We start from the raw sequence: 23,423 nt of genomic DNA, 5'->3' as shown, positions 1-23,423 counted from the left end.
CGCGACGCGGCGGCGCGAGCCGACGGCACGGAGAATCGGAGGGGCAGGGGTGCAGCGACGCTCGACGCGGGCATTTTCCATCCAGGACTAACGGGGCGTTCACCCCCCGCGGGACCCCCAGCCCCTTCTACCCCTACGGAAAGCGAACGCCGGGTTCCATCCAGAATTCGCTCCCCAGCGCGACGGCAAGCCGTCGTGCACATGGTACCGCCCGGATGAGTCGGCGAGATGACGGGCTTGACATCGAACCTGTGAGTCGGCCGCGTGTGCCGCGGGTCGTAGCCCCCGCGAGGCGAGGAGCTAGACGGTCAGCTCGATGCCCCACTCGAGGGTCCATGTCTCACCGGGCGCGAGACGGCGCAGGTCGGTGCCCGAGTTGAAGGCGTTCGCCGGCGCGGTCATCGGCTCGATGGCGACGGCCAGGTCGCGGGCGGGGTAGCGGTCGGTCGTGAAGACCTGGGCCCACTCGAACCCGACTCCCTGCCACAGGGTCGACACCCGTCCGTCCGGCGCGGTGAGGGTGTGGCGGACGCGTCCATCGGCGTCGCGCGTGAGCCCGCGGTAGGCCGTGTCGAGGGAGAGGTCTCCGATGCGCCGCCCATCGCGCAGATCGGTGTCGGCGTCGACGGGTTGCTCGCCGACCGGGATCTTCTGGTCGTCGAGGATGAGCCGGCTCGTGCCGCTGGAGCGGATGACGAGTTCTGCGGTGTCGACACCACCGATCTCCAGGAACGGGTGCGTTCCGATCGCGACGGGCGCGGATCCCGTCCCCACGTTCGTCAGATCGTGCGTCGCGTGCACTCCCGTCGCGGTGAGGGCGTAGGTCACGGCGGTGGCGAGATGGAACGGGTAGCCCGTCTGCGGATAGACGTCGGCACGGAGCGTCACCCGATCGGTCGGCTCGGAATCGGCCGCGTAGGGCGAGAACCTCAGCAGGCCATGACTGGCGTTTCCGAACGCCGGCTCGGTCACCGCGAGGCGTCGGATCTCGCCGTCGTCGTGCCAGATCCCGTCGCGGATGCGGTTCGGCCACGGCACGAGCACGACACCCGACGCCGACGGCGTCGCAAGGTCGTCGGCGTATCGGGAGACGAGGTCGGTGCCTCCGACGGTGAGGGCGCGCAGCGATCCACCGACCTGGGCGATCTCCGCGATGACGTCGTCGCGGCGGAGGACGAAACGGCGTCCGGTCGGATCGGCGATCATGGGGTGCTCCTCGGCTCGGGCGGCGTGCGAAGCATCCGCTCCCCACAGCGTAGAAGGTGGCCGCCGGAGTGCGCCGGAGCCGCGTCGATGCACCGTGCGGGCGCCTCACAGGCAGCTGGGGTAGCGTTGGCAGGTCGGCGGAGGACACCGCGCCTAGGGCGCGGGCATCTTGTGTGAGTCCTCGGGGCCGATTCACGGGGCCCGATCCGCGGCCCCGGACCATCTACTGGAATGGCCCCCGGCCGACGATGAGCCCGGGTTTCCCGCTGCGCGCGGGCGCTGTTCTCGTGTGAGAACCGAGAAGGACACCTCCCATGCCCAAAAGCAAGAAGCCGGCCGGCGGCCGGCCCGCCAAGAACTTCGAACCGCGTTACGGCGACAAGCCCGCGTACCAGGATCGCAAGCGTCACGGCGACGGGGCCTCCGCCTCGAAGCCCGGCAGCAAGAGCCCGAGCCACCGCGGCTACCGCGCGGCCGAGACGACCGAGGCGGCCCCGAAGCGTCGCTGGACCGCGCAGGAGCGCGCCGGCCGCGACGAGTCGCGCGGCATCCGCACCCAGGCCGGCGGTACGGGTCGCGGCGACGACCGTCCGCGTCGCTCGTTCGACGACCGCCCGCCCCGTTCCTACGACGACCGCCCCGCGCGGTCCTCGGAACGCCCCGTCCGTTCCTACGACGATCGTCCCGCACGCTCGTCCGACCGCCCGGCCCGGTCGTTCGAGGGCCGTCCGGCTCGTTCGTTCGACGACCGTCCCCGCCGCGACGACCGCCCCATGCGCACCGACCGCGTCGACCGCACCGAGCGTCGCACCACCGGCGACGCGCGTCCGTCGTACCGCGACGACCGTCCCCGTCGTTCGTTCGATGACCGTCCCGCCCGTTCGACCGAGCGTCCGGCTCGTTCGTTCGGTGACCGTCCGGCTCGTGATGACCGTCCGGCTCGTTCGTTCGACGACCGTCCCCGCCGCGACGCCCGTCCGGCTCGTTCGTTCGACGAGCGTCCCGCCCGTTCGACCGAGCGTCCGGCTCGTTCGTTCGGTGACCGTCCGGCTCGTGATGACCGTCCGGCCCGTTCGTTCGACGACGGCCCCCGCCGCTCTTTCGACGAGCGTCCCGCCCGTTCGGCCGAGCGTCCGGCTCGTTCGTTCGGTGACCGTCCGGCTCGTGATGACCGTCCGGCTCGTTCGTTCGACGACCGTCCCCGCCGCGACGACCGTCGCTCCGAAGGGCCGGGTCGCTCCGATTGGTCCTCGGCGCCGAAGCGCAGCGCGCAGCAGGAGCAGCACGTCGACGTCGTGCACGAGCGACTCCAGGCCGACGCCGTCGACGCGGCGACCGTCACCGAGCTGGGCTTCGCGGAGCTCGGCCTGGGCGAGAACATCGTGCGGGTCCTCGCCGACCTCGGCGCCTCGAGCCCGTTCCCGATCCAGGCCGCGACCGTGGCTCCGATCCTCCAGGGCCGGGATGTCCTGGCTCGCGGACGCACCGGTTCGGGCAAGACGATCGCGTTCGGCGCCCCGCTCGTCGAGAGCGTGCTGCGCGCCGGCGCGGGAACGAAGCGGGCCTTCGCCCGTGCGCCTCGTGCGCTGATCCTCGCGCCGACCCGTGAACTCGCGCTGCAGATCGACAGCACGGTGCAGCCGATCGCGCGCAGCGTCGGACTCTTCACCACGCAGATCTACGGCGGTGTTCCCCAGGGTCGCCAGGTCGGGGCTCTTCGCAAGGGCGTCGACATCGTCATCGGAACCCCCGGGCGCATCGAAGACCTCGTGGAGCAGGGCAAGCTCGACCTCTCGGAGGTCAAGATCGTCGTTCTCGACGAGGCCGATCACATGTGCGAGCTCGGGTTCCTCGAGCCCGTGCAGCGGATTCTGCGCCACACCGCGGCCGGCAGCCAGAAGCTGCTCTTCTCGGCCACCCTCGACCGCGAGGTCGCCGCGCTCGTCGACGAGTTCCTCGTGGAGCCCGCCGTCTACGAGGTCGCCGGCGAAGACCAGGAGTCGGGAACGATCGAGCACCGTGTGCTCGTGATCGACCATCGCGACAAGGCCGAGATCCTCGTGTCGCTGGTCGACCGGGCCGGCAAGACGCTCGTCTTCGCCCGCACCCGTGCGTACGCCGAGATGCTCGCCGAGCAGTTCGACGACGCCGGGATCTCGGCCGTCGCGCTCCACGGCGATCTGAACCAGGCCAAGCGCACGCGCAACCTCGAGAAGATGACGTCGGGCCGCGTGGCGGTGCTCGTCGCGACCGACGTCGCGGCACGCGGCATCCACGTCGACGACATCGACCTCGTCGTCCAGGCCGACGCGCCGGACGAGTACAAGACCTACCTGCACCGCTCGGGCCGCACCGGCCGCGCGGGCCGGACGGGTCGGGTCGTGACGCTCATCCCGCGTCAGCGTCGTCGCCGCATGGTCGAGATGCTCGAGCGAGCCGAGATCGACGCGCCGTTCGAGGACGCCCGCCCCGGCGACGACCTCCTCGAAGAGATCGCCGGCCGCCAGATCGCGAACGTCACCGGCTGACACCCCGCCCCGGTTCGGGGCGCATTCTTCGGGTGGGGGCGTGGAATTCCGCGCCCCCACCCGATTTTTGCGCCCCGAACCGGCCGGCGCGGGAGGGTCAGAACAGGGTCGCCGGAGCGACCGCGGGTCGCACGGTCGGCGTCGCGAGCGGCGTGCGGGCGGCGAGGCCCGGCTGCGGTCGGCCGCGCGGATGGTCGTCCTCGTCGTGACCGTCGAGGCGGTGCATCCGCAGCAGAGGCCGCACCCGCTTCGACAGCCAGGTGCGGTAGGCCTTGGGCGCCGACGTGGAGACGCCCGGGTACAGACCGCGGTACGACGACACGAGTTCGGGGTGCTCCCGCTCGAGCCACTCGAAGAACCACGGTTTGACGCCCGGACGCAGGTGCAGCGCGCCGTAGACGACTCGCACGGCCCCGGCCTCGCTGATGCGCCGCAGCGCGTCGTCGAGCGCCGCGATCGAGTCGGTCAGGTGCGGGATCACCGGCATGAGGAACACCGTCACCCGGAAGCCCAGCTCGGTCGCCGCCCGCACGGTGTCGAGTCGCGCCTGTGCGCTGGGGGTCCCCGGTTCGATCGAGTGCTGCAGCGCGTCGTCGAACACCCCGATCGACATCGCGAGCGACACTCGTACGGATGCGGCGGCCTCCGCCAGCAGCGGAAGGTCGCGCCGCAGGAGCGAGCCCTTCGTGAGGATCGAGAACGGCGTGCCCGTCTCGGTGAGCGCCGAAGCGATCTGCGGCATCAGCCGGTACCGACCCTCGGCGCGCTGATAGGGGTCGGTGTTCGTGCCGAGCATCACGGGCTCCCGGGCCCACGAGCCGCGCCGAAGCTCCTTGCGCAGCACCTCGGCGACGTTCACCTTCACGACGATCTGGTTGTCGAAGTCGTTGCCCGCATCGAGATCGAGGTACTCGTGCGTGCCGCGTGCGAAGCAGTTGTGGCTGATCACTCCGTTGGCGACGAAGTCACCGGTCCCGGTAGTGATGTCGATCATGTCGATCTCGGTGCCAAGGTCTTCGATGCCGGTCACTCGGAGGTCGCTGAACGTCTTGACAGCGGTTCCGACAATGTCGAGCTTGCGAGTGATCGACGGGGCGGTGACCGAGAAGAATCGTTGGCGGACGGGGAGGCCTCCCCGCAGACGGATCGTGGATACCCCGTTCTCCCTCGGCGGCTCCTGCACGTACGGGAAGTCGAACGCGGTGAGGGCTTCGCGCAGCATCCGCAGCACGTCTGCGTCCTTGTTCGAGATCCGGAGGATGCCACGTGAGCATGAGCCTTCCGCGTCGAACATGCCGCTCAGGTAGCCGGCATGCCAGTCCTTCGAGCGCAGCGCAGGTTCGGACACGAGGCTCTCGAGCCGCCGAATATCCCCGCCCTTCGCCGTGTGGAGCGCGGTGATCTCCTGTCTCGTGGAAGTAGCCTCGCCGAACGGGCGGGTATTCGTCGCGATCCCCTCGGCGGCGAGCAACGTGCGGGTGCGGTCGAGTGCTTCGGTGTCGGCGAGAGCGAGGCGGAAGCGATGCACCGTCCGCACGCGGCGTCCGTCGTCGTAGGTGCGGTGGAAGATCATCCCGTCGCCGCGGATCATCCCCGCCAGGTATCCACGGCGGAAGTCTTCTCCGAGAGGCGGATCGATCATCGGGGGGCCGCCGATGCCGAATCCCTGCAGCCGGTTCTGCGGTGTCAGGTAGGGGCGCCGGGCGGCTCCTGCCATCGTGCCGGTGACGTATTTCCAGCCCCTCTCGCTGAGGAAGCGGTGGTCGCCGCTTGCGACGATCTCGGTGCCGTCTGCCAGTGTCACCCGATGGGCGCGCTTGCGCGTGGTCCAGGTCGCCCTCACGGTCGTGCGGACATATCGCCGGTACGAGCCCGATCGCTCGGTTCCGATGATCTCGTCGCCCGGACGCAGGCCGGACATTGGGCGTTGCCGTCCGTCGGCCATGAGGATCAGGGTGTCGGGTGAAAGGCAATACGTGCACGCATGGCTGCACCCCCGATACGGGTTCACCGTCCAGTCGAAGGGCATCGCCGACGCGCCCGGAACGCGGTTGAGCGCCGTCTTCGCGAGCACCTCGTGGAAGGTCATGCCGGCGAACTCCGGAGTGGTGACCGATCGCACGAGGCCGTCCATGCGCTCGAGACCGGGCAGGGCCGCAGCATCCGTCACGCCCAGCTGTTGTCCCTGCCATCTCATGTTTCCATGGGAACAGAAATACGAATGTTAAGCAAGCCTGTGGCGACGCAGTCTCGAAGGGCGCGCCGCTCCCTCGTTTCGCTCCGGCCCATCGGCGACAATGGGGACGTGACGGAACCCGGCCCGTTCTCCCCCCGCACGCGCCGAGAGGCGCGTGTGGCGGCCGAGCGCGCGTCCAGCCCGCCGCGCACCCTGGCTCGACATGCGCGGGGCCGCCGAGCCGCGCGCCTGCGGGCGATCTTCGCCGTGGCGGCCTCCGGCGCGCTGCTCTTCGGCGGGGCGGGGGCGGTCACCGCCGCGGTCGCGGGAGGGGTGCTCACCGAGGGCGCGCCCGTCTCCGCGCCGGACCGTCTCTCCACCCCGAGCGAACCCTCGCCGAGCATCGACGCGATGATCCAGGCGATGCCCGTCGAAGGGCTCCCGTCGCCGACGATGAACGCCACCGCCGCCGGCGGCGCCCTCTGCGATGACCCGGCGTTCGCCGAGGTGCTCGCCTCCGGAGACGACGCTGCGGTGATCGCCGCTGCGGGCGGCGCCGAGGCTTTCCGCTCGGCGGTTGCTGCGGGCGCGGCGCCGTGCATCCCGCTCGGCGACCCGAACCGCACCTGGGTCGTCGTCAACAAGCAGCGGCCGTTCTCGCCGATCGACTTCGGCCCGTCGCCCCTGGCCCTCCCCGAGGGAGTGAAGAGCCTCTCCGGCGGAGAGTTGCGGACGGATGCGGCGACCGCCCTGTCGGCGATGGTGGGCGCCGCTCGTGACGCGGGCGTGGGCGATCTCGCGATGGAGAGCGGCTACCGCTCCTACTCGACGCAGCAGTCCACCTACCGCGGCCACGTCAGCGACCGTGGTGTCGCCGGCGCCGACCTCGTCAGCGCGCGGCCCGGTTTCAGCGAGCACCAGTCGGGCCTCGGTGCCGACGTCGTGGCGTGCGGCACGTCGGGATGCGGCTCGCTCGACGACCTCGCTGCGACCCCGCAGGGCGCGTGGGTCGCCGAGCACGCGTGGGAGCACGGCTGGATCGTGCGTTACCTCGACGGGCGCACCGACGTCACCGGCTATCTCCCCGAGCCGTGGCACCTGCGGTACGTCGGCCCCGAGCTCGCCCGGGCGTACCACGACGGCGGCTGGACGACGCTCGAGGAGTTCTTCGGCCTCCCCGCCGCCCCCGGCTACGCGAGCTGAGCCCGCCCCGGCCGAGCCCCGTCCTCCTGCGCGCTTCCCCGCCGTCGAGCCCGTACGCACTCGCCGAGCCAGTACGCTATCGGCGCCGACCGCGTGTCGGCTCGGCGAAAGCATGCGGGGTCGACGGCTCGAGCAATGCCTACTGGCGGAGATTCCCCGACGAGCAGGTGTCCTGTGCGGCGGTCGAGCCGGTGATGCTGGGCGGCAGCGTCGCCACGTCGCCGGGAGTGGCGGCGGCGTCGTCGGGCGTCTGGGCGGGATCGGGCGTCTGCGGCGGATCGGACGTCTCTTCGGGAACGGTGGGCTCGGGCGTGACCTCGACGACCCCGCCGTTGGCGCCCACGTCTCCTGTCAGTTCGAGCGGGCGGTTCTGTTCGATCGCCTCCCAGAGCTGCGTCGCCGCGGAGGTGTTCGGCTCGACACGGTTGGTGTCTCCGGCAGCCGTCACCGACGGATACTGCACGAACACGATGTCCTCGAACGGTACGTCCTTCACGGCGAGGGCGATCTGCACCAGCGTGATCGGGTTCGTGAGGGTGTCGGTCGGGGTGACGCTCCGCAACGTCGATGAGGCGAGGCGGTAGAGGGTCGCGGGGTTCGTGAGCACGTCGTCGCTGACAAGTTTGCGGGCGAGCTTCGACATGTACTGCTGCTGGTTGCTGATGCGGGCGAGGTCGCTGCCGCCCACGCCGTAGCGGGTGCGCAGGAACTGCAGCGCGTCGATCCCCTGCACCGTGCGATTGCCGGCGGGCCAGTCGATTCCCGTATTCGAGTCGCGCATGCCCTTGTCGAGGCAGATCTCCACGCCCCCGATCGCGTCGGTGATCTCGATGACGCCGCCGAAGGTCACGGTCGCGGCGAACTGGATCTGCTGACCGCTCAGACCCTCGATGGAATCGATCACGCAGTTCAGTCCGCCGAGCTCGTACGTCTCATTGATCTGGATGCGTCCGCCCTGCCACGTCGTGCCGTCGTTGCGCGTGCATCCCGGTGCCGAGAAGATCAGGTCGCGCGGGAACGAGATCACTGTGACCCGACGCGGATCGTCGGAGATGTGCAGCAGCATGTTCACATCGTTGAGCTGGGTCTCGGCATCGGGGCCGTCGCACCGCGCGCCGAACAGTTCGCGATACTTCTCCTCGCACTCGTCGATCCCCGTGACGAGGAGGTTGACGCCTCCCTCGATCTCACCGATGTCGGGCGGGATCGGAGAATCCTGCTCGGTCTCGACCGCGCCCTGGGTGAAGCTGGTGGTGAGGTCGTAGGCCGTGTAGGCAGCGGTGCCCGCGATGGAGACCAGAACCACGGCGACCGCCACCGCGACCAGCGTCGTGAGTTGGCGTAGGGCGCTCGGCGATCCGAGGCGCGCGTGCTGCGCCACGGTCTTGCGTCGTCGGGCCATGGTTCCCCTCGTCGGTCTCGAACGAGTCTATGCAGAGGTCGTGGCGACCGCTCAGGCCCGCACCGGCGGGCGGCGGCGAGCAATACGGGCGACTCCGGTGCGCCGGAGTCGGTCGGCGATCGCGATGCCGAGCGCGACGCCGCCGATCGAACTGACGAGCGTGAGCACGAAGAACAGCGACTGGCCCCACCACGGGAAGGAGAAGAGATCGAAGGTGGCGGACGCGAGGACGGGGTAGACGGCGCCGACCACGACGGCGCCGGCGAAGTACTGCCACCTCGACCAGAACCGGTAGAGCACGAGGAGGAACGGCAGCTCCACGAAGGCGGCGTACCAGAGGTTCGTCGCGACGCTGCCGAATCCGTAGCCCGAGAAGGGCACGAGCACCAGGCCCGAGATGAGGCCGACGAGGAGGGCCGCGAGGGGGCGCTCGAGGAGGCGCATGCCCACGACCGCGGGAAGCAGCCAGAGCCCGATGAGGATGACCGAGATGAACGGCACGGTCGCGAACAGCGCCGTCGAGACCCAGTTGGCGCCGAGGAGCAGGATGCCGCCTGCGACGCCGATGGCGGCGCAGGTCAGCAGGTACGCGGTGGACACTCTCGACATGGATGCTCCTTCATGAAGACGGGACGACTCACCACGATCCGGCGAGCAGGAAGAGGGCGGCGGATGCTGTCCAGAACGCCACGACGAACACCGCGTCTCGCGCGCGGAACGGCACGAGATGCCGCTCGGTGCGGGTGGGGTGCGCGCCGAAGGCCCGGGCGTCCATGGCGAGCGCGACCCGCTCGGCGTGCCGGATCGCTCCGGCCAGCAGCGGCACGACATAACCTCCCCAGCGTGCGGCGGCGGCGAGCGGCCCTCGGCCGCCGTGCGCTCCCCGCACACGATGCGCCTGGCGGATGATCTCCAGCTCGTGCCCGAACCTCGGCACGAAGCGGAAAGCGGCCAGTGCGGTGTACCCGATCCGGTAGGGCACGCGCAGCTGCTGCACGAGCGAGCGCACCAGGTCGGGGCCGGTCGTGGTGAGCCCTCCGACGAGCGCGAGGGAGACGATCGCGCCGAGCCGCAGCGCCGTCGAGAACCCGGTCGCGAGAGCTCCGCCGTACAGCGTCCACCCGCCGAGCTGCAGTACGGCCACCGACTGGTCGACGCGCGCCGCGTCTGCCCAGACCGAGAATCCGAGGCCGATCACGAGCACGGACGCGGGGATGGCCAGGGCGAGCAGCCCCAGCATCCGCCCGCTCAGCCGGGCGCCCACCAGCAGCACGGCATACGCCAGCACGAGGAACGACAGCGGTGTGACGAGATCCCGAGCGAACACCAGCGCGATCATCGCGGGAAGGGGCGCGGCGATCTTCGCGAGCGGGTTCAGCGCCGGAAGGAAGCGCAGCCCGCGGGAGGGCGCGGCCTCGGCGTACGGGTCGATGGCGACGGTCACCCCGGGCCCCCGGGAAGGTCGGCGATGCGTGCCACGGACGACAGCGACGGATGGTGCGTCAGCCCGCGGAGCGCTCGCCGCAGCGGCGGCGGACGCAGCCCCGCGCGTTCGATGAGCGCATCGTCGGCGAACACGGCCGCGGTCGGCGCCGCCGTGACGATGCGTCCGTCGGAGACGACCACCGTGCGCTCGGCGTAGTCGGTCACGAGCTGCATGTCGTGCGTCACCACGACGACCGTGGTGCCCTCCGCGTGGAGCCCCTTCAGCAGCGACAGCAGTTCGTCGGCGCGGGCGCGGTCCTGGCCGAACGTCGGCTCGTCGAGCACCAGGATGCGTGCGCCGCCGATCAGCGCCGTGCCGACCGACAGTCGCCGCTTCTGTCCTCCCGACAGGAGGAACGGGTGCGCGTCCGCGCGGTGCGCCAGCCCGAAGCGCTCGAGCATGTCGTCGACGCGGCGGTGCACCTCGTCGTCGGGGAGCCGCTGCATCCGGAGTCCGTGGGCGAGCTCGTCGAAGGCCGAATTCGCCACGAACTGGTGCTCGGGGTTCTGGAAGACGAATCCGACCGAGGCGGCGAGAGTGCGCGCGTCGGTGCGGTGCACATCGAGCCCGTCGACCTCGACCGTGCCGCGGGGCGGTCGCACGACTCCCGCGAGCGCCTGCACGAGGCTCGTCTTGCCGGCGCCGTTCGCGCCGACGACCGCGACGAACTCGCCGGCGGCGATGTCGAGATCGACGTCGTGCAGCACGGGGGTGCGCCCGCGTGTCAGCGTGAGCCCGCGCACTCGGATCACCGGGGCGGATGCTGCGGTCGACGCAGCCTCTCGAGCTCCACCCGAATCGGTGGAATCGGCCGTGATCGGTGCGCGTGCGGCTGCGGGTTGCCTGTTCTCGCCGATTCCACCGATCTCGGCGGGCGCCTCCGTCGACGGTTCGGCCTCGAGCGCCGCGTGCAGCTCGGCGGGGGTCAGGGGCAGGGGATCGAGCGACATCCCGGCTCGGCGCAGGCGCATCGCGGCCAGCGCGGATGTCGGCAGCCACACTCCGAGCGCGAGCAGCTCGTCGGCGCGGCCGCGCATCACGGCGTCGACGGTGTCGTCCATGACGAGGGTTCCCCGGGCGTCGATCACCACGACCCGGTCGACGAGCCCGACGGCGGCGTCGAGGTTGTGCTCGACGAGCACGATCGCGCGGTCGCCCTCGGCGACGAGCTCTGAGAGCGCCGCGTAGACCTCTTCGATGCCACGGGGATCGAGGTTCGCCGTCGGCTCGTCGAGCACGAGGAGGGGCGAGCCCATCGCCAGTGCGCAGGCGATCGCGAGGCGCTGGCGCCCGCCGCCCGACAGCAGGTCGGGGTTGTCGGCGCGGCGGTGCCAGAGTCCGACGCGCCGGAGCGCCGTCTCGGCGCGCGCGAGCACCTCGTCGACCGGCAGTCGCAGGTTCTCCGGCCCGAAGGCCACCTCGTCGAGCACGGTGCCCGTGACGAGCTGAGCATCGGGGTCTTGGAACACCATGGCCACTCGCGTGCTGAGCTCCGCCACGGGGGTGGTCGCCGCATCCGCGTCTCCGACCCGCACCGTCCCGACGACGGTCGCGGGGACCGCCTGAGGGATCAGCCCGTTCAGAGCGAGGGCGAGCGTCGATTTGCCCGAGCCGCTCGGCCCGAGCAGGAGCACGACCTCGCCCGGCGCGACGTCGAACGTGACGTCGGCGGGCGTGGGTGTCTGCGCCTCGTCGTGGGTGATGCCGACCCCGCGCACGCGCAAGAGGGGGGCGGACGTCATCCGTCCAACTTAGCCCACCCTAAGTTGGGGTGGTGGGCCTCAGCGGTGCCCGGGCACGCGGCCGACGCCGGTGCGACGGAGAGCGGCGCCGATGGCCAGCGCGACGGCCGTCCAGGCGACCGGGCCGAGCACGGCGAGCACCAGATAGGCGACGCCCGCCCAGGGCGCCATCGTCGACAGGTGCGCGATGAATCCGACGGCGACCGCGATGACGGCGCCGATGATGAGCGCCGAGATGAAGAAGCGCCACGACCGCCAGACGCGGTAGCGGGTCAGGGCTGCGACGCCCTCCTGGATGCCGCCGAACAGCAGCGCCGTGCCGAGGAACGACAGCGCGAACTGCGGGGCGACCGCGCTGGAGACGAGAGCGGCGAGCACGTGGGTGATGAGGGCCACGAGAGGCAGGCGCAGCACCTCCTGCGAGATGATCCCGGGGATCACGTGCACGCCGAGGACGAAGCCGTAGATCACCGGGATGCCGGCGATGACCGCCGGGGTGACCCAGCCGGCGACCGCGCCCAGCAGACCCGTGGCGACGCCGATCGCCGCGCACACCAGAAGGACGCGCGTGGAGAGTCGGGATGCTGCCGCCACGGCTCCAGCGTATCGCCCGGGTTCTGCCCGCGGGCCGAGTCTGCCGGGTCGCGAGGGTGCCCGTTTCCGCCATGGGTGCGCGGAAGTTCGGGCACGATCGGCGGAAACGGGCACCCTCGATGGGCCTCAGTCGAGGACGGTGATGCCGAGCCGCGCGGCGAACAGGTCGGCGAGCAGGGCGACCTGCGAACTGTCGAGGGTCGCTCCCTTGAGGCCCTCGATCCCGGTGAGCTGCTGCAGCGCGAGCCCGCGCAGGTCGACGTTTGAGAGCGTCGCGCCGGTGAGGTCGAGGCTCGCGACGCGGCAGTCGCGGAACGCGACCCGCGTCGCGCGCGCCCGACCGAGGTCGAGTTCGTCGATCGTGCAGTCGGTGAACTGCACGTCGCGCAGCTCGGCGCCGCGGAGGTTCACGTAGCCGAGCTTGCACCCGACGAGGTGCACCGACTGCAGGCCGGAGTCGTAGAGCTCGACAGACCCGAGGCGCGACCCCGCGATGCGCACGTCGCGGAGGTGCGAGCGAGAGGCGCGCAGCACCGGGGCGATCAGTCGATCGATCGTCGTCTCGACGAACCGAGACGCCCGCAGGTCGGCGTCGTGGGCGGAGACATCGGTCAGCGCGCACTCGGTGAACGACACATCGACGAGGTCGCGCCCGTCGAGGTCGACGCTGGCGAAGCGCCGGGCGTCGAGGCTCGCTCCCGCGAAGAGGTCGTCGACGTCGCCGTCGTCGAGGTCGGGGAGGGCGATCGGGTCGATGCGCGGTGCGGTGAGGGCGGGGCGGCGTGCCATGGGTCCTGACGGGATCGAGGAGACGGATGCGGCGTGGTCAGTCGCGGGGCCGGTCGGGGCGCCTGCGCGGGGTGAGGCGCACGCCGGGAAGGGGCGGCGCGGGGATGCGCTCGTCGCCGTGGTCGACGACGCGGCCGAACCGGGCAGCGGCCGCCTCCCACTCGTCGCGGGCCTCGACGATCTCGTCGTGGGTGCGGCCGACGAAGTTCCACCACATGACGATGTCGGCCTCGAACGGCTCGCCCCCCAGGAGGAACACCGTCGCGTCGGTGACGCTCGAGACGTCGACCCCGTCGCGCGAGGTGCCGAGGTAGAGCAGGTGCGTGCTGTCGAGCGCGACGGATCCGGTCGGCTCGGACGCGACATGCGCCTCTCCGAAGCATCCGACGACCGCGTACTCCCAGTCGGGGCGCAGCGGGATCCGCACCGTGGATCCGGCCGGAATGCGCACCTCGGCACCGACGATCGGGGTGTGGACGGTCGCGGGCGAGACGACGCCGGCGAGCTCGCCCAGCACGACGGTGGCTTCGCCCCCGGCGCCGGCGCCGACGGCCTCGAGCGAGACCACCGGCAGCTCGGCGTGCTGCTCGAAAGCGGGTGCGCCGTGGCGGCGCGACTCGGGGAGCGCGACCCACAGCTGGAGGGCGTCGAGGGGCACGGGGTCGTCGCCGACCGAGTACTCGGAATGCGAGATGCCGGCGCCGCTCGTCATGAGGTTGAGCGCGCCGCGTCGCACGAGGACGTCGCTGCCCACCGCGTCGCGATGCCGCACGTCTCCGACGAACGGCCAGGTGACCGTCTGGAGGCCGATGTGCGGATGCGGCTCGACGCGCATCTTCGCCTCCTGCGGTCCGAAACGGTCGAGGAAGCACCAGGCTCCGACCATCGGCAGTGCACGCTGCGGCAGGCTGCGGTGCACCGACATCGCCCGAACCCCGCCCAGCGGCACCTCCCGTGCCTCGAGCAGCAGGCTGCGGGGGCCGTCGCAGGCGACGGGGCCCTCGGTCTCGGGCGACTGGCCCGCGGCGCCGTCGGTGTCGAGCCGGGTCACGACGACTGTTCGCCCGGGGTCGCCGACTCGGCGGCGTCGGAGTCGTCGGGCCAGTCGACGACCAGGCCGGCGACGTCGTTGCCCTTGAGGTAGTGCGCGATGAACGGGCATCGTGGCACCACCACCTCGCCGCGACGGGCGAGATCTGCCAGCGCCTCGCCGGCGAGGATCGATCCGAGTCCCTGACCCTTGAACTGCGGGTCGAGCTCGGTGTGGGTGATGATGACGCGGCCGCTGCGCGAGGTCAGGAACTCGGCGAAACCGCCGACGACGTCTCCGACGTGGATCTCGTACCGCGACGTCTCGTCGTTGCGGGTGACGCGGGTCTCGAGGGTCATGCGGATTCCTTCCTCAGGCGGTGGTTCCACCGTAGGCGCGTGATCCGACATCGCGCCAGAGCGTCGCGCCCTCGGGCGATTCGTGATGGGCGGAGGGGGTGTCACGGTGGGAGGACCCGTTCGCGCGGATCGGTCCTCCGGCGGTGAGTTCTCCTCCGCTCGTGCTCGCGCGCAGGTCGGTGTCGGGGGCGCGGGTTATCGTGGGCGGGTGACTCCCGGACCCGATCGCGACCCCGAGGCGGGCGTGGCGATCGACCCGTACGACGGCTACGAGTGGAACCCCGACGAGTTCGCGCCGCCCGACGACTTCGACGCGCCGCCTCCGCCCGAGCCCCAGGGCTTCGGCGGCGCTCCCGCGCGGCCGGCCGGTCCGGGCGATCCGGGCCGCCGCGCGTCGAACGCGCCCGAGTCCGCGGCATCCGTCGCCCGCAGGGCCACCGCCCGTCGCGACTTCACCGGCCGCGACCCGCGCGAGGTGTTGCACGAGGTCTACGGCTACGACCGGTTCCGCGCCGACCAGGCCGACATCGTCGCCCAGGTGATCGGCGGGGGCGACGCGGTCGTGCTCATGCCCACCGGCGGTGGCAAGAGCGTGACGTACCAGGTGCCCGCACTCGTGCGCCCGGGCACGGGGCTCGTGGTGAGCCCCCTCATCGCCCTCATGCACGACCAGGTCGAGGCCCTCATCGCCAACGGCGTGCGCGCCGCCTTCCTCAACTCCACGCAGGGCGCCGACGAGCGCCGTGCCACCGAGCAGGCCTACCTCGCCGGAGAGCTCGACCTGCTCTACGTCGCACCCGAGCGGTTGAACACCGCGTCGGCGCTCTCGCTGCTGCAGCGCGGAAAGCTCAGCGTCATCGCGATCGACGAGGCGCATTGCGTGTCGCAGTGGGGCCACGACTTCCGCCCCGACTACCTCGCTCTCGGCGACCTCGCCGAACGCTTCCCCGGCGTCCCGCGCATGGCGCTCACCGCCACCGCGACCCCCGCCACCGCGCGAGAGATCGTCGAGCGGCTGCAGCTGCCCGACGCCCGTCGCTTCGTGGCGAGCTTCGACCGCCCGAACATCCAGTACCGCATCGAGCCGAAGGTCGACCAGCGCCGGCAGCTGGTCTCCTTCATCCGCTCGGTGCAGCAGACCGAGGGGGCGGATGCATCGTCGGCACCGGCGGGCATCGTCTACGCCCTCAGCCGCAAGAGCGTCGAGCAGACCGCCGACTACCTCCGGGGTCAGGGCATCGATGCGCTGCCCTACCACGCGGGTCTTCCGACCGATGTCCGCGCGACCAACCAGTCGCGGTTCCTCCGTGACGACGGGGTCGTCATGGTCGCCACGATCGCCTTCGGGATGGGTATCGACAAGCCCGACGTGCGGTTCGTCGCGCACATCGATCTGCCCAAGTCGGTCGAGGGCTACTACCAGGAGACGGGCCGAGCCGGTCGAGACGGCGAGCCGTCGGTCGTGTGGATGGCGTACGGTCTCGGCGACGTCGTGCAGCAGCGGCGCATGATCGACCAGTCGCCGGGCGACCGCACCTACAAGATGCGGCTCGGCCAGCATCTCGACGCGATGCTGGCGCTGTGCGAGACGGTGGCCTGCCGGCGACAGAACCTGCTCGACTACTTCGGCGAAGCATCCGAACCCTGCGGCAACTGCGACACCTGTCTGCAGCCCCCCGAGACGTGGGACGGCCTGGTCGCGGCGCAGAAGCTGCTCTCCACGATCGTGCGCCTGCAGCGCGAGCGCGGCCAGGCGTTCGGCGCGGGCCATCTCATCGACATCCTGCGTGGCGCGAAGACCGAGCGCATCACGCAGCAGGGGCACGACAAGCTCGCGACCTACGGCATCGGCGCCGATCTGTCCGACCAGGACTGGCGCAGCGTCGTGCGGCAGCTGCTCGCCCGGCAGATCCTCGTCGCCCAGGGCGACTACGGCACGCTCGCCCTGAGTGAGGCCAGCGGGGGAGTGCTCCGCGGCGAGGCGCCGGTGCCGCTGCGCCGAGACGTGCTCGGCCGCAGCGGCGCGTCGGGCGGTTCGCGGGTGCGCAAGTCGTCGTCGGCGGATGCCGTCGCCGCGGGTGATCGCGACCTCTTCGAGGCGCTCCGGGCGTGGCGTGCCGAACAGGCCCGCGAGCAGGGGGTCCCCGCCTACATCGTGTTCGGCGACGCCACACTGCGCGCGTTGGCTGCGGCGCGTCCGGGGTCGCTCGCCGATCTCGACGGCGTTACCGGCATCGGTGCGAAGAAGCGCGAAGCCTACGGCGAGGGCGTTCTCGCCGTCGTCGCCACGCACTGAGCCTGCCTCACCCCCGCACCGTCACGGCGTCGACGCGAGCCGCCGATGCGGCCGCGCGCACCCCGACCTTGCCGGTGGCGAAACCGCCCGCCGCGTTCGTCCACGTCACGAGCGGCACGCCGTCGACCCATCCGGTCGCCGTCGACCCGCGCGCGTCCACCCGCAGCGACACGAATCGGCCCGGTGTCACGTCGACCGCGGCCGAGGCGAGGAGGGTGAACGTTCCGCCGCTTCGGCGGTACAGCTCGACCGCGCCGGTCGCGTCGTTGAGGCGCAGCATGAGGAAGTTCGACGCGTCCGTGTAACGGAAGAGGACGCCGGCGTTGCCCGAGGGCGAGTCGATGCTGATGCGGGCCTCGGCCGTGTAGTCCGACCACGCGGTCGAGCCCGCCGACGCGATGGACTCCGCCGTCGCGGCCTGCGAGGTCAGCGACCCGGGTATCCCCTCCGACGTCCACAGCCCCACGACGGAGGTCCAGCCGGCGAGCGAGCCGCCCTCGAAGTCCGCTGTCGCCGAGAGCGCCGTGGCGGGAGTGCCCTCCACCGCACCCCGGTCGACACCGGCGCCGGGGAGCAGCCTGCCGCTGAAGTCCAGGCCGCCGTTGCCGGTGATCGTCAGTCCGGAGTCGCGGGACGCGGAACCGGCGGCGAGCGTGTACGCCGCGGCGGCGTCTGAGATCGAGGTCGCCCCGCCCGGAGCCGCGAAACCGGGGTCGGCGGTGAGTCGCGCAGCATCCGGTGCCACCGTCGTATTCGCGCCGTAGAACGTGTTCGACGCGTACGACGCGCCCCCGCCGACGCCGTAGGTGCCGGTGCCGAGGTTGTAGAAGACGTTGTTGCGGTAGGTCGCGACGCCCGCCGAGTTCGACGTCGTCAGGCGCCCGGTGCTCCCGGCCGATCGGAAGATGACGTTGTTGTAGACGTCGAGCGAGCCGCCTCCGAACGGGATGCTGAAAGCGCCGCCGGACCGATCGAGGTCGTCCTGCGAGATGTTGTACCGGAAGACGTTGCCCGACGTGTCGTTCATCAGCAGCAGAGTGCCGCCCTCGTTGAGATAGCTGTAGTTGTACTGGTAGACGCTGTTGGTGACGTCGACGTCGAAGTCCCAGGGCTGTCCGTCGCCGTCGATGCGGCGCGTCCGCGAGGCCTGGTTGTACTGGAACGTCGCCCGATCGCTCGAATAGGCCCACTGGGCGGCGACGACGCTGACGGCCGGCAGGTACTTCACGACCGCGGTGTCGGCGGTGGTGTACGTGCCGACCCGATCCGTCGTATTGCGTTCGACGAGAGCGCCGGTCGAGGCGCGGGCGAGGATTCCGTCGCGGTGGATCGCCGTGACCGCATTGCCTCGGATCACGAGACGGGTGAACGCGTCGATGCGGTGCGTCCACGTCGAACCGCTGAGCAGAGAATCGGTCATCGTCTGGATGCCGGTGTCCGCGACGTCGTCGACGATGTTGTCCTGGATGAGGACGTCGTCCCACGTGCTCTCCACGGCCCCCGACGACTGGCGCGCGTGGATGTTGATGCCGCCGCTGCGGCGGTCGTTGCCGTAGATGTGGTGGATCCAGTTGTTCACGACCCGGATGTGGGAGAACGCGCCGCCCCCGGCGCCGGCACCGAGGATGAGGATGCCGTTGCGACGCAACGAGGCCGCCTGCGTGCCGCTGGTGATCTCGAGGTTCTGCACGTGCCAGAACGACCCGTTGGTGATGCGCACGCCGAACCCCTCGCCCCCGACGGAGGTGTTCCCGAAATCGATGCGCGGGCGTGCCCCCGACCCGTAGCTTCCGACGACGATGGGGGAGGAGGCGGTGCCCGACCCCCGAAGGTCGAGGTACTGATTCAGCCACACCTGTCCGGCCCGCAGGAGCACCTGGTCACCGGGGCCGAGAGTCGTCGCGTTCACCTTGGCGAGGGTCTTCCAGGCGGATGCGGGCGCCCCGCCGGAATTGGAGTCGGAGCCGGATGCGGCGTCGACGTAGTAGGTCGAGCCGACGGCCGCGGCGGGTTCGGCCGGGATGGCGGTGAGCGTTGCGGCGAGAAGCGCGGCCGCGAGCAGCGGGGCGAATCGTCGTGTGGCAGGTCTCATGGGACTCCTCATCGTTGAGCGGTACCCCGCAAGGTATAGACGCTTATACGTATGACTACAAGCGTCATCAGCGGCGGGCCCTCTCGACCGTCCCGGATCCGGCGAGAAGAGAAAGATCTGGTGCTTATACGTATCAGCGCGTATGTTGGCCCCACGACCTCGAAGTGGAGCTGCCGTGACCTCGTCCAAGAATCCCCGTCAGAGCGACATCGCCCGGCGCGCCGGCGTCTCGCAGGCGACGGTGTCGCTGGTGCTGACCGGTCGCGCAGCGGCCAGCCGCATCCCGGAGGCGACGCAGGAGCGCATCCGTGAAGCCATGGTCGAGCTCGACTACGTGCCGAACGCGGCCGCACGTTCCCTGCGGGGCGGTCGCAACAACCTCATCGGGGTGCACACCTTCGAGCCGGTGTTCCCGGTGTCGCCCGAGGACTACTACCACGAGTTCCTCAACGGCATCGAAGAGGAGGCGGTGCGCGCGGGGCTCGACCTCGTGCTGTTCGCGTCGACGCAGCGGCCCGACGGCACGCGCTCGATCTACGGCGGCGGCAGCAACCGGCTGCGCCTCGCGGACGGCGCGATCATCTTCGGGTTCGAGAAGAACGACGACGAACTCCGCCGCCTCAGCGGCGAGGGGTACCCCTTCGTCTTCATCGGCCACCGTGAGATCCCGGGCGTCAGCATCCCCTACGTCACCGCGAACTACACCGACGCCATGGCCCCTGTCGTCGACCTGCTCGTCTCGGCGGGACACGGCGACGTCGCGTACTTCGCGGTGCCCGCGCGCGGACTCCCCCAGCGGGAGCGCCTCGACGGATTCCGGCTCGCCGCGACCGCCGCGGGCCTGGGCGTCCGGGTGATCGAAGGTGCGCCGTCCGCCCTCGACGCCCATCGCGTCGCCGAGGTCTTCGCCGCCGGAGCCACGGCCCTCGTTGCGGAGACCTACGAGCTCGCACGGGCGCTGCAGGCGAGTCTCGACGAACTCGGGCTCGACCCAGCGTCGAACGTCACCGCAGTGAGCCTCGACTCCGATCCCCGTGGCGACGTCTTCAGTCACGTTCACGTGCCGCGGCGCGAGATGGGGCGCAGAGCGGTCTCGCTCCTCCTTGGCGTCATCGCGGGAGACGCCGGGCCCGACACGGTCGACACGGTCGACTGCGAACCGCCGACACCGGAGACGGTCCGCGCCCCCTCGGCCGTCGTCGCCCCCCGCTGACTTCTCGACCACCTTTCCCCGCCCGACCCAGCGATGTCCCGCCCGAGCGGCCATCGAGCTCATACGAATTAGGAGAATGACATGGACGTTAGACCCTCCCCTCGCCGGCACGGCCGATCCGTCGTGGCCGCTCTCGCGCTCGGCGCGACCGCGGTCCTGGCGCTGGCCGGCTGCTCCAGCCCCGGCGGCTCGGGCGGCACCGAGGAGCAGACCCTCACGGTCTGGTTCCCCGGCACCAACCCCGACGAGCAGAAGCTCGTGAACGACACCCTCGTGCCCCGGTTCGAGGAGGAGACCGGCGCGCAGGTCGAGGTCACCTTCGTGGACTGGGGCGACATCTCCACCAAGCTGAACTCCGCTTTCGCCGCGGGAACGGCGCCGGACGTGTTCGGTCATGGGCCGGCGGCCGCGGCCGACTTCGTGGCCAACGACCGCATCCTGAACCTCGACGACGACGTCGCGAACCTCAGCGACGACGATCGAGAGGACCTCGCAGCCGCACTCCCGGGGGGCCAGGTCGACGGCAGCCAGTACCTCATCCCGCTGTCGCTCCAGGGATACCTCGTGATGTACGACGCCGAGGCCTTCGCCGCGGCGGGCCTGGACCCCGACGATCCGCCGTCGACGTGGGAGGAGATCCGCGACGCTGCGGAGACGCTGACCGAGCGCGACGGTTCGGGAGCCATCACCCGCTCCGGCCTCCTCCTCCCCTCGCAGGCGCTGGCACGACAGCAGTCGTTCCTCACGCTCCTCGCCGGCGAGGGCGGCACTCTCCTCGACGAGGCGGGCTCCGAAGCGACGTTCGCCTCCGACGAGGGGGTCGACGCGCTCGACTTCTTCGCCGGCCTCTACTCGGGCGACGACGCGGTCTCGACCGGACTCGGCGAGGACTACCTGAATGCGCCCGCGGCTCAGCAGCCGCTCGTCCTCGGCACGGCGGCGATGACGGTGCAGAGCTCCAGCGGCATGGAGAAGATCCTCGAGGCCGCCCCCGACAAAGACCTCCGCGTGATGCCCGCCCTGGCGTTCGGAGACAACGACCCCGCTGCCTTCGGGGGAGCGGGCCCCGGGCTGATGATCAACTCCGACACCGACCACGCCGATCTCGCGTGGGAGTTCATCACCTACATGCTCTCCCCTGACGTGGGAACCGAGTACACCGAGGGCATCGGCGCCGTGCCGGTGCGCGCATCAGCCGCCGAGAGCGACTACGCGAAGAACAGCCCCGTGATCTCGATGTTCCTCTCGCAGACCGACAGGTTCGTGGCGAACCCGAACGTCGTGGGGTGGACCCAGGTGCGCGACGCGCTGGATTCGTCGATCGAGCAGGCGCTGAACGGCACGCCGGCGCGGGACGCGTTGGAGTCGGCGGCGACCGAGACCGATGAGATCCTCGAGGCGAACGGCTGACATGGCCGTGACCGATCTCGTCGTCCCGGTGGGGGCCTCTCCGGAGGAGCCCACCGGGACGGCCCGCCCCGCACGCAGGAAGACGAAGAAGTGGAACCGCCTCGCTGTCTGCGGGCTGCTCTTCGTCCTCCCCGCGGGTCTGTACGTTCTCGTCTTCCAGCTCGTTCCCGTCGTGTACGGCCTCGTCCTGTCGTTCACGAGCTACAGCCCGCTGAGCCGCAAGGGCCCGGAATTCACCGGGTTCGACAACTACGCCGCCCTCCTCACCGACGGCGACTTCGCCAACGCGCTCCTCGTCACCGGTCGTTACGTGCTTCAGGTCCTGCCGATCACGGTCGTGCTCGCTCTGTTCCTGGCGATCCTGGTGAATCGGCCGTTCCGGGGCGTGGGGCTCTTCCGATCAGCGCTCTACGTGCCGCACATCGTGTCGCTCACCGCGGTGAGCATCGTCTGGCTCTGGATGTACTCGCAGACCGGGCTGGTCAACGAGATCCTCGGAGCGTTGGGTCTGTCCGGTCAGTCGTGGCTGCTCTCCGCCGATTCGGCGTTGAACGCCGTCTCGGCCATGCGCATATGGAAGGCGCTCGGCAGCAACATGGTGCTGTTGCTGGCGGGGCTCCAGTCGATCCCGCGCGACCTGTACGAGGCCGCCAAGGTCGACGGGGCAGGGAAGTGGGCGACCTTCCGCCACATCACGCTGCCCGGCCTCCGACCGATGCTGGTCTACGTCGTGGCGATGGACATCATCTACCTGGCGCAGGGCTTCGCCGAGATCTACGTGCTCACCCAGGGCGGACCCCTCGAGAGCACGACGACGGTCAACTACCTCATCTACACGGAGGCGTTCCAGTACAACCAGCTCGGCTCGGCTTCCGCGATGGCGTTCGTGCTGTTCGCGTTCATCGTCGGGTTCTCGGTGCTCACCGTGCGCGGGATCTCGGGTCGGAGGGCGTCATGACGGCGTCGGTCGACACGCGCCGTATCGGCGCGCTCCAGCGGATGCGGCGCGCCCAGCTCCGGGGGGAGGGTCGCGTGGGCTCGATCATCGTGCTCGTGCTGGCGACCGTCGCGGTGCTGACGCCGTTCGTCTGGGTCATCTCCCTGTCCTTCACTCCCGAGAGCGAGGCGTTCGGCTCGGTGTCGCTGCTGCCGGCGAACCCCACCGTCGACAACTACACGACGGCCTTCGTCGACGCCGATCTCGCGCGCGCACTGGCGAACTCGGCGCTCGTGGCGGGGGTCTCGGTGGCGACGAATGCGATCTTCGCGGTGCTCGCGGGATACGCGTTCGCGATGCTGCCGTTCCCGGGCAACAAGGCGGTGTTCTACACGCTCATCTCCACCGCGGCCATCCCGATCTCGGTGACCCTGATCCCGCTGTTCCTCATGGCGCGGGGCGTGCCCCTCGCCGGCGGCAACGACATCCTCGGTCAGGGCGGGAGCGGGCTCCTCGACACCCTGGCGGGGGTGGTGCTGCCCTACGTGATCATGCCCATGAACATCTTCCTCGCCCGGCAGTACTTCCTCTCCGCTCCGCTCGAGCTGGGGGAGGCCGCCCGCATGGACGGCGCGGGCGAGCTGCGGATCTTCTTCCGCGTCTACCTGCCGCTGGCGCGGCCCCTCGTCGCGGTCGTCGCGATCTTCGCCTTCACGGGCGTGTGGGACGACTTCCTCTGGCCTCTGGTCGTGACCAGCTCTGCGGAGGTGCAGACCGTCCAGCTGGCTCTCGCCCGATTCCTCGGCAGCGGCACCGTGCAGTACGGGCCGCTGATGGCGGGCACCGTCATCGCCACGATCCCCGTACTCGTGGTGTTCCTGTTCAACCAACGCAGCTTCATCTCCGGTCTCTCCGACGGCAGCGTCAAGGGCTGACCGCGGTCGCCTCCCGAAAGGACTC

Annotated in this window: 18 protein-coding genes; 7 read left to right on the top strand and 11 right to left on the bottom strand. The window is 70.6% G+C overall.

From position 1 onward, the window contains the following. Nucleotides 1–300: 300 nt before the first annotated feature. Nucleotides 301–1,206 carry an aldose 1-epimerase family protein gene (locus tag FVP77_RS10760; RefSeq protein ID WP_147894628.1) on the bottom strand — a complete coding sequence of 302 codons (906 nt, stop codon included), beginning with the start codon at nt 1,204–1,206 and terminating at the stop codon, nt 301–303. A 314-nt stretch (nt 1,207–1,520) separates the two neighbouring features. Here FVP77_RS10760 and FVP77_RS10755 point away from each other — a divergent pair, with 314 nt between their 5' ends. Further along, complete coding sequence (locus FVP77_RS10755; RefSeq protein WP_147894627.1) at nt 1,521–3,734, top strand: DEAD/DEAH box helicase; 2,214 nt, start codon at nt 1,521–1,523, stop codon at nt 3,732–3,734. Nucleotides 3,735–3,831: 97 nt separating this feature from the next. On the opposite strand, the gene FVP77_RS10750 is transcribed toward FVP77_RS10755, so the two are convergent. After that, nucleotides 3,832–5,931, bottom strand: coding sequence for an intein-containing Rv2578c family radical SAM protein (locus FVP77_RS10750; RefSeq protein WP_187266907.1), 2,100 nt, complete (start codon nt 5,929–5,931; stop codon nt 3,832–3,834). Between the two features lie 108 nt (nt 5,932–6,039). On the opposite strand from FVP77_RS10750, the gene FVP77_RS10745 reads away from it, so the two are divergent. Next, complete coding sequence (locus FVP77_RS10745) at nt 6,040–7,113, top strand: M15 family metallopeptidase (protein WP_147894626.1); 1,074 nt, start codon at nt 6,040–6,042, stop codon at nt 7,111–7,113. Nucleotides 7,114–7,252: 139 nt separating this feature from the next. Here the strand turns inward: FVP77_RS10745 and FVP77_RS10740 are convergent, their stop codons facing one another. The 8 genes from FVP77_RS10740 to FVP77_RS10705 form a co-directional block, all read right to left on the bottom strand. Next, complete coding sequence (locus FVP77_RS10740; protein ID WP_147894625.1) at nt 7,253–8,515, bottom strand: LCP family protein; 1,263 nt, start codon at nt 8,513–8,515, stop codon at nt 7,253–7,255. 51 nt (nt 8,516–8,566) lie between these two features. Then, the gene (locus FVP77_RS10735) at nt 8,567–9,124 is read right to left on the bottom strand and encodes an ECF transporter S component (RefSeq protein ID WP_147894624.1); all 558 of its coding nucleotides are present in this window, start codon (nt 9,122–9,124) and stop codon (nt 8,567–8,569) included. Nucleotides 9,125–9,152: 28 nt separating this feature from the next. Then, nucleotides 9,153–9,959: an energy-coupling factor transporter transmembrane component T gene (locus FVP77_RS10730; RefSeq protein WP_147894623.1), complete on the bottom strand. Its 807-nt coding sequence runs from the start codon at nt 9,957–9,959 to the stop codon at nt 9,153–9,155. Then, complete coding sequence (locus FVP77_RS10725; RefSeq protein WP_147894622.1) at nt 9,956–11,743, bottom strand: ABC transporter ATP-binding protein; 1,788 nt, start codon at nt 11,741–11,743, stop codon at nt 9,956–9,958. The genes FVP77_RS10730 and FVP77_RS10725 overlap by 4 nt, the downstream gene beginning before the upstream one ends. A gap of 39 nt (nt 11,744–11,782) precedes the next feature. Next, the gene (locus FVP77_RS10720; RefSeq protein ID WP_147894621.1) at nt 11,783–12,337 is read right to left on the bottom strand and encodes an ECF transporter S component; all 555 of its coding nucleotides are present in this window, start codon (nt 12,335–12,337) and stop codon (nt 11,783–11,785) included. Nucleotides 12,338–12,463: 126 nt separating this feature from the next. After that, a complete protein-coding gene (locus FVP77_RS10715) occupies nt 12,464–13,126 on the bottom strand; it encodes a pentapeptide repeat-containing protein (RefSeq protein WP_147894620.1) in 663 nt (220 codons plus the stop codon). Between the two features lie 37 nt (nt 13,127–13,163). Continuing rightward, nucleotides 13,164–14,177 (bottom strand): pirin family protein, encoded by a 1,014-nt coding sequence (locus tag FVP77_RS10710; protein WP_147894619.1) that lies wholly within the window; start codon nt 14,175–14,177, stop codon nt 13,164–13,166. Continuing rightward, a complete protein-coding gene (locus FVP77_RS10705; protein WP_147894618.1) occupies nt 14,174–14,515 on the bottom strand; it encodes a GNAT family N-acetyltransferase in 342 nt (113 codons plus the stop codon). Before FVP77_RS10705 ends, FVP77_RS10710 begins: the two co-directional genes overlap by 4 nt. Nucleotides 14,516–14,723: 208 nt before the next feature. Between FVP77_RS10705 and recQ the strand changes: the two genes are divergently transcribed. Then, on the top strand, nt 14,724–16,811 hold the full coding sequence (gene recQ / locus FVP77_RS10700) for a DNA helicase RecQ (RefSeq protein ID WP_425463136.1): 2,088 nt from the start codon (nt 14,724–14,726) through the stop codon (nt 16,809–16,811). Between the two features lie 7 nt (nt 16,812–16,818). On the opposite strand, the gene FVP77_RS10695 is transcribed toward recQ, so the two are convergent. Beyond that, nucleotides 16,819–18,903 carry a 3-keto-alpha-glucoside-1,2-lyase-like domain-containing protein gene (locus tag FVP77_RS10695; protein WP_147894617.1) on the bottom strand — a complete coding sequence of 695 codons (2,085 nt, stop codon included), beginning with the start codon at nt 18,901–18,903 and terminating at the stop codon, nt 16,819–16,821. 175 nt (nt 18,904–19,078) lie between these two features. Between FVP77_RS10695 and FVP77_RS10690 the strand changes: the two genes are divergently transcribed. The 4 genes from FVP77_RS10690 to FVP77_RS10675 all read left to right on the top strand — a co-directional run bounded on the left by FVP77_RS10690 (nt 19,079) and on the right by FVP77_RS10675 (nt 23,398). Beyond that, entirely contained in the window at nt 19,079–20,116 is a 1,038-nt protein-coding gene (locus FVP77_RS10690; protein WP_187266905.1) for a LacI family DNA-binding transcriptional regulator, read from the top strand. Nucleotides 20,117–20,197: 81 nt separating this feature from the next. After that, nucleotides 20,198–21,526, top strand: a complete 1,329-nt coding sequence (locus FVP77_RS10685; RefSeq protein ID WP_147894615.1) for an ABC transporter substrate-binding protein — start codon at nt 20,198–20,200, stop codon at nt 21,524–21,526. Between the two features lies 1 nt (nt 21,527). Then, the gene (locus tag FVP77_RS10680) at nt 21,528–22,484 is read left to right on the top strand and encodes a carbohydrate ABC transporter permease (protein ID WP_187266904.1); all 957 of its coding nucleotides are present in this window, start codon (nt 21,528–21,530) and stop codon (nt 22,482–22,484) included. After that, a complete protein-coding gene (locus tag FVP77_RS10675) occupies nt 22,481–23,398 on the top strand; it encodes a carbohydrate ABC transporter permease (protein WP_147894613.1) in 918 nt (305 codons plus the stop codon). Before FVP77_RS10680 ends, FVP77_RS10675 begins: the two co-directional genes overlap by 4 nt. Nucleotides 23,399–23,423: the final 25 nt, after the last annotated feature.

It is taken from the genome of Microbacterium hatanonis (assembly GCF_008017415.1).
GTDB classification, from domain to species: domain Bacteria; phylum Actinomycetota; class Actinomycetes; order Actinomycetales; family Microbacteriaceae; genus Microbacterium; species Microbacterium hatanonis.
Note: the sequence above shows the minus strand (reverse complement) of the source record. Positions and strands in the feature narration are given on the sequence as shown.